Genomic DNA, 6,964 nt, shown 5'->3' with positions numbered 1-6,964 from the left:
AGAAAAAGCGGAGGACTGGCTTGAAATCGCTCAAAAATACGGCATGTGCTGCGAAGAACGAGAAGGAAAGAAAGTCTACCTTGGATCCATCCCCGCAACTATTGAAATGAATGGCGAAGAGCGTACCATCCGGAAAGTGTTTAAAGTGATCGAAAGATCGATCTCAAGGGACGGTCAAATTTTTTTGATACCGGAATATGAATTTGAAACCTACTGGACGACCTTGGATGTTCCGGCTCATGTGGTAGTCTCACTCTATCACGACCATGGTACATGCGAACAGTTCCATAGTGAAATTAAATCAGAGCTGGATTTGGAACGCCTACCATCCGGAAAATATGAAACGAACGAACTCATTCTTCATTTTGGTATTTTTGCTTACAATTTACTTCGTATGATCGGACAGGAAAGCTTGAAAGAACAGGATACACCTCTTAAAAAGAAAGTGAAAAGAAGAAGAATCCGAACTGTCATACAGAACATGATTACCCTGGCTTCAAAACTTGTTCACCAAGGAAGACAGTGGAAGCTAAAAATAAGTTCAACCAACAAAAGGCTTCCAGCTTTTGGGCGCCTCTACTATGCCTTTTTCTAATCAGGCATGAACCAGTACCAATACATTGCCGTAAAACTTGCAAAAAAATGGAAATGGCAAGTTTATTTGTCGTGCCTGGAAAATCACCTGAACAGCTTTTTGAAAGATCAAAAACAAGAAAAACTACTGTTTAACAAAAAATCAGTCACTTACCGGAAGGCTGTACAATGGAATCTACCTATTATTGCCGCAAATTAGGTTTTTGTCACGGATTCAGGTACGATATAGGATACCAAAACAACACCTGCTTTCTCCTTTGTCTCTTTTTAGTCTACATGCACGGCTGCACCAAGTACAGGAGAGAGGCTTGCCCGTGCGGCCGGTGTAGGTCAACAAACCACTCCGCTTGAAACGCATTTACTTCAAGGGCATTTAGGCTGCTTTCCAAAACAAACCGGCCAAATCATGTATCAATCGGAGACCTTTAGAAATTGCTCCCCTTCCAGTTGTTTTGCCCAGCGCCTGAACTCGCTATGATTGATAAAGTAAATATTATGGCTTTTTTGCTTGGTTTCCGTGATGAGCTTGCAATTTTTCAAAATGTTCAAGTGCCTGGAAATCGTGGCAGGGTTCAGGTCTAATTTTTCGGCCATCTCCTGGGCTTTGATCCCTTCCTTTCTTGCAATCAAAGATAAAATACGGATACGCATCGGCTCTGATAACGCTTTGCCAAAAAAGGAGATTTCATCCAAGGTGGCCGGCGTGCCATTGTTTTCGGATGGGGAAGACGTGGTCAATGGCCGGCCCAAATAGGATGTAAGATCATAAACGAGATTTAATTCGCCCCATCCCCAAATTAGGATAAACTTTGGTGAAACAAAGTAAGAAGGGAAAAAGCGAACCACTTCTGTTTGCTTATTTTCAGGAAATTGTTCAGGAATCGTTTTTCCCTTCAGCAGCCTTCTCAAAACCTCATTTAACCCTTTCGTATTCAGGTCCCTGGCCAGTTTGTCATTCGCTTGCTCCCAAAAAGGCGCCACATGCCTCGCTATTTTAAAAAAATATTCCTCATAGTATGCAGACCATAAATCGGCCAACTGCCGGTGCCAAACAGGCCAATTTTCCGCAAAAGCCAACTGTTCCTCGTGCACGAATCCGTCCTTTTTTTCAATTCTTTGCTTTATTTCATTTGACGGTTCGCGCGAGTTTTCAAAAATGGTTTCAATTTCCTCCACCTCCAGATACCGGCCCAATAAGTAATAAAGAAAACGGGGACGGTCCATCTGTTGAACCCAATGGATAAAATCCTGAATAGAATGGGGTTGGTTTAGTCCAACCGCAAGCTCAGCAAGCTGGGCACCCATCTCAAAACCGCCATAGTACCTTTTGAGCAATACTTGATTTTCCGTATAAAAATTTTGCAGGTTTATATCTTCCCATTCGACCCGCCCTTGCATGAGATAGCATTTTCTTAAAGATGCCATCATTTCGAAGACGGGAGAGGTTAAAAACTCCAATTTAATTTGAAATTCATTTGAATCAGGGGTTAATACTGCCATATGACCACATCTTTCTTATATTTTATCTATTTTCCATACAATGCGATGATAAAAATCATCGATTGCTTTAGCGGCAAGTGTTTTGGAATCGGATGAAGCAATGATGTGCCCGCCTCTTGTAAACGAGTCCCGGCTTCCGGGGATGTGCTCCCCTACTTGATAAGCAATTTTCCATTCCACAATAGGCGCCGGCACAGAGGACCTCATCTCCAAAGCACTCAATCGCCCTTCTTCAAACATAAAAAACTTCACTTGTGAAAATTTTGTATGCTGCGGCTGCATATCAAGATTGTGTTCCCCTTCAAAGCTTAATATTCCAAGTTTGTATTGATTAAGACCGCTGGACAGATAGTGCAGAAACGGAATAAAGTCCCCGCCTGGTCTCGTATGGGCTTCAATCACGACCGGACGTTTGTTTGCAATATCCCATTTTACTTCAACATGGCCGGGACCGTATTGGACGCCCAGAACAGTCAAGGCTTTTTTTACGATCCTTTCTATTTGCTGTTTTTGCTCTGTTTCCAGGACCGCAGGCACAATATGCCCGGTTTCGATAAAATTCGGCATACCGCTCGTTTCCTTTTCCGTAATGCCAAGTACCGCATGCGCCCCCTCAGATGAAACCGTTTCTACGCTAAACTCGGGACCTTCAATAAAAGGTTCCAAAATCCACTCAAGTTTACTTTGGGCACGGGTCCGCAGCCATTTTTTCCAATCCGGTTGGTTTTTTATATAAGAAACATTTTGACTGCCAAATCCGTCATTGGGCTTGACGATCATCGGCAACAGACCGGAAATCTCTTTCGGGAGCCTGTCTGCCTTTCCGGAAAAAGTTTGCAGTTTCAGATCATCATGAGATGCAAAAGCATTTCTCATCAGATTTTTGTTTCTTGTCCGCCTTACTGTTTCAAACGGATTGGTTTTTAAATTGTATTGCTCACTCAGGTAAGCTGCTGTTTCAAGTCCCAATTCCGTAAAACTAAGGATGAGTTTAATATCCTCATACTGGGAGAAAATTTTTCCGGCAACTTGATTTGCGGCATCTGCATCCCCAATATCAGCAAAAAAGATGGCCTCCGCTAATGCGGTTACTTTTTCAGAAATGCTTTTCTTTGGACTCTCAATTACTATAACATGATACCCGCATTCGTGAGCAGCTGAAATCCCCTCCTCACTCGCACCCAATAAGATGAGCCGCTTCAATGTTTCCAACCTCCCATCGCAATTTTTGAATGGCTTGTTCTGCCCGCCCGGAAGCTTCATCCGGGGTATCTCCCGCTGCAATCACATAACCCAAACGGTCATAGCTGCTCGATACATGGTCGGTACGCATCGGCAAAGCAGCAACCGATACGCTTATTACTCCGTCCGATTTTCTTGCTTCATCAATGCCGCTCACCTTTACATAGGTCCCTTTTAATTTGGGGATGGCAAACTGAATGGCAGCCGAAAGACGCGGCGAATTTGTTACTGATTTTCTTTTACCTGCTGCCTGGTCAATTACATGTTCAACCATGTCAATGCCTGTAGACAACTCAACCAAATCGCGAATACAATCCCCCGCTAATCTTGGATTGATTTCCACCAGGTAAGGTATGTTTTCCCGAACAATAAATTCAATATGGGCTGCTCCAAAACTTAATCCTATCAAATCCAATAACTTTTTACATTTTTCTTCAAAAAGGGGGACAGGTTCAATCCCTTTTCCCGTAACATGGCCTGCTTCGACCGAATGCAAGCCTATCGTTTTCTTTTTGGTAGCAGTGATAAGTTCCCAGCCATTTGCAGTGTACAACATTTCAGCGGAATATTCTTCACCATTGATAAATTCTTCAACCAACCATTTTCTTATTAATTTGTAACCTCTTTTATTCCTCATCCGCTTCATTGCTTTTGAGAGAGCCTGCATGAGTTCGCCTTGATTTTGGCAAATAGTTACCCCGCAGCTTCCACTGTCATCAACTGGTTTAAGGACACATGGATAGGGGATATCTTTGCTTAATTCAGAAGGGTCCTCAATGGTATGGAAAGCAGGTTGCCGGAAACCGGTATCATTTTTTTGTAAAAAGTGCCGGGTTTTTTCTTTATAACGTGCAATGGTTAAAGCTTCTAATGGATGGCCGGGAAGCCCAAGGAAATGAGCCATTCGGCTGACAGGGATTAAATGATAGTCGTCGAATGCGAGAATACCTGCAAAGCGGCAGGATGCTGTTTGAACTAAATCTATCATCGCGCGAACATCATAGGTATCGACAATTTTCACATGGTCTGCCAATTGAAGAGGATAATCTGCTGCCATCTGTTTATACTGGCCGGGATCATTTGTCCAAAAATGAATCTGGTATCCTTTTGATTTAGCCATTTTCATCGCTTTGGTCCCTGTACCTGTTGTATTGGTTTCAATAAAAAGAAAGTGGTCCATTTATCTTTCACTCCTGAACATTTTTTTACCTTTTCTCATTGACAGTGATAGAAAAATCAAACTTAAACCGATCAGCACACTCAAGACAGCCAGCAGCAAGTTCAGCTTCTCTGGAAAGGATCTCAACAAACTTAACCCTGCATAACTTCCAAAGGACTCCCATAGCCCCCATACTACGCCGGCAATGCCAAAGGCCCACGAAGAGCTCAAATTTCCGCGCTTTTGCAAAATCTCTGTATCTATCAATGGTGTCCAAATGACTTCACTCAGGCTGAACAAAAACATGGACAAAAAGACAGAAACCACTGTTTGGTCAATCCAAAGAAGAAAGAAGGAACTACCAAACAACAAAAAAGACAACGCATACCATTGTTCCTTTTTCAGCTTTGGCTGAACGGAAGGAAAGATTCCTTGAAAGGCAATAACTGTTACAGCATTCAGTGTGAATACCAGCCCCGTTGTCTTGCCGGTGATTTCACCCGATATATATACAGGCATAGTGGAAAACATTTGGATATAAAAGAACCAGAGTAAGCCTGATCCGAATAAAAAACGGAAAAACGGACTTTTCAGCAAATAATATCTTTCTGAATACAGGTATTTAAATAGATTTAAACGATTCTCTTCTTTTTCCAAGGGCGGCTGAGGCAACAGACAGGCCACTCCCCCCGCTATAAAGTAGCTGCCGGCGGCAAAAAACATCAGCCAAAATGATTTTAAATCCAAAATCCAGCCGCCTGCCAAAGGCCCAATCGAAGCGCCAAGGTTTACGGCTATATTTAATAACGCAAATGCGCGCAGGCGCTTATGCTCATTCATAAACGATATTTGCGTTTTCAAGGCGACATTGTATAAAGAGATGGCAGTACCGAGCAATGCGGACAGGGCAATGAATAACGGAAAAAACGGAACGACTGGAATAAGCATCAGTATACCGCCGCTGGACCATAATCCAAGGATGAGGCTTAAACGCACCCCCAGCCGGTCAATCAACCCGCCAACGAATGCACCCCCGGCTTTTGAAAACAAAGTCAGACTGGCAACAATGATACTGGCTTTGGACAAATCCAAAGACTTGGTTTCGGTTAGCCATAGTGCCAGAAGCGGGGTAAAGATATAAAACCCCAGGGAATTGAAAAATCTTACTAAAAAGGACATCCATCCTTCGTTCACTTTTCTAAACATACAGGCAGCTCCTCTTAAAACTTGCGTAAACATCTTTTATGATGCGGGCTGCTTGTTCAACTTGCTCCTCTGATATGTTTCGGTGCATCACAACCCGCACGATACCGGGTAACCAGGGAAATAAGAGAAGCCCTTTTTTCTTACACGATTCAATAAACTCGTAGGATGAAACCCCAATATTACCAACATCAAAAAAAATCATATTTGTTTCAATTCTTTTTGGACATATTCCAAATTCCGAGATTTCAGATAAGAGAGCAGCCAGTTTTTTTGTAAGTCGATGATCTTCGTGAATTCCTCCTAAATTATTGTTTAAAGCATACAAGGCTGCAGCTGCATAAATGCCTACTTGGTGTAGCCCGCCTCCAAAATGCTTTCTGTACTTGAGTGCTGAGGTTATGATACTTCGTTTTCCCATTAGCATAGAACCAAAAGGCGCGCCTAACCCTTTTGCAAAACAAACACTTAATGTATCCACCTCTTTTGCATAAGCTTTTAATGGTATCCCGGTCGCAATGTGAGCATTAAATAGACGTGCACCGTCTAAGTGTAATGAAATATTTCTAGTTGATGTAAAGCTTCGTATCTTTTTGATTTCCTCTAAAGGGAAAATTTTTCCTTGATAATAATTTATTGTGTTCTCAATTGTCACCAATTGAGGTTGAGCATACATAAACCCTCTTGGCTTTGATTTTATTGCCTTCTCAATATCGTCTACTCTTAATACTCCATCAACAGTTCGAACAGTATTTAAAACAACTCTACTTAAACTAGCAGTTTGCCCGCTTTCGTAAAATGAAATATGGTAATTTGCTTCAGTAATAACTTCATTTGCTTCTTCAACTTGTGTCTTTACAGCTAATTGATTAGCCATAGTTCCACTAGAAACGAAGAGTGCATCCTCTGCTCCAAACAGCTCTTTGCAATAAGCTTCAAGGCGATTAACACTTCCATCTTCACTGTAACAATCGTCACCTACTTCAGCAAATCTCATTACTTCCCTCATTTCTTCAGAAGGTATTGTTAGCGTATCACTTCGTAAGTCAATCATAAAATTCACCACCCCATTTTTATTTTATATTTGCGCAATTGCACAACCACACAATTAATTATATAAAGCTTGAAACAACACGTCAACCATAAAAAATCCAAAAACCGTTAAATTAACCCTGAATCCGTGACGAAATTTTCATTCAATCTCGAAAAACCCGCATGAAATCTAGTATAATATGGACAGAGTTCCATTTTAACCAATTCCACAAT

The 6,964-nt window shown here is 41.8% G+C and carries 6 protein-coding genes; 1 reads left to right on the top strand and 5 read right to left on the bottom strand.

Annotated elements, in window-relative coordinates; all coding sequences use genetic code 11:
* The coding region (locus tag C232_RS0117745) for a transposase (RefSeq protein WP_018665452.1) at positions 1 to 595 on the top strand (595 nt) is incomplete at its 5' end.
* A 410-nt stretch (positions 596 to 1,005) separates the two neighbouring features.
* On the opposite strand, the gene C232_RS19675 is transcribed toward C232_RS0117745, so the two are convergent.
* From C232_RS19675 to C232_RS0117715, 5 genes are read right to left on the bottom strand one after another with little or no spacing between them, the layout of a single operon-like run.
* On the bottom strand, positions 1,006 to 2,094 hold the full coding sequence (locus tag C232_RS19675; protein ID WP_018665450.1) for an ArsR/SmtB family transcription factor: 1,089 nt from the start codon (positions 2,092 to 2,094) through the stop codon (positions 1,006 to 1,008).
* A 15-nt stretch (positions 2,095 to 2,109) separates the two neighbouring features.
* Entirely contained in the window at positions 2,110 to 3,297 is a 1,188-nt protein-coding gene (locus C232_RS0117730) for an ATP-grasp domain-containing protein (protein ID WP_018665449.1), read from the bottom strand.
* Positions 3,266 to 4,516, bottom strand: coding sequence for an ATP-grasp domain-containing protein (locus C232_RS0117725; protein ID WP_018665448.1), 1,251 nt, complete (start codon positions 4,514 to 4,516; stop codon positions 3,266 to 3,268). The genes C232_RS0117730 and C232_RS0117725 overlap by 32 nt, the downstream gene beginning before the upstream one ends.
* A complete protein-coding gene (locus C232_RS0117720; RefSeq protein ID WP_235801557.1) occupies positions 4,517 to 5,674 on the bottom strand; it encodes an MFS transporter in 1,158 nt (385 codons plus the stop codon).
* Between the two features lie 19 nt (positions 5,675 to 5,693).
* Positions 5,694 to 6,752, bottom strand: a complete 1,059-nt coding sequence (locus tag C232_RS0117715; protein ID WP_018665446.1) for a threonine aldolase family protein — start codon at positions 6,750 to 6,752, stop codon at positions 5,694 to 5,696.
* Positions 6,753 to 6,964 lie beyond the last annotated feature (212 nt).

This window comes from Heyndrickxia acidiproducens DSM 23148, from assembly GCF_000374345.1.
GTDB lineage: Bacteria > Bacillota > Bacilli > Bacillales > Bacillaceae_C > Weizmannia > Weizmannia acidiproducens.
Note: the sequence above shows the minus strand (reverse complement) of the source record. Positions and strands in the feature narration are given on the sequence as shown.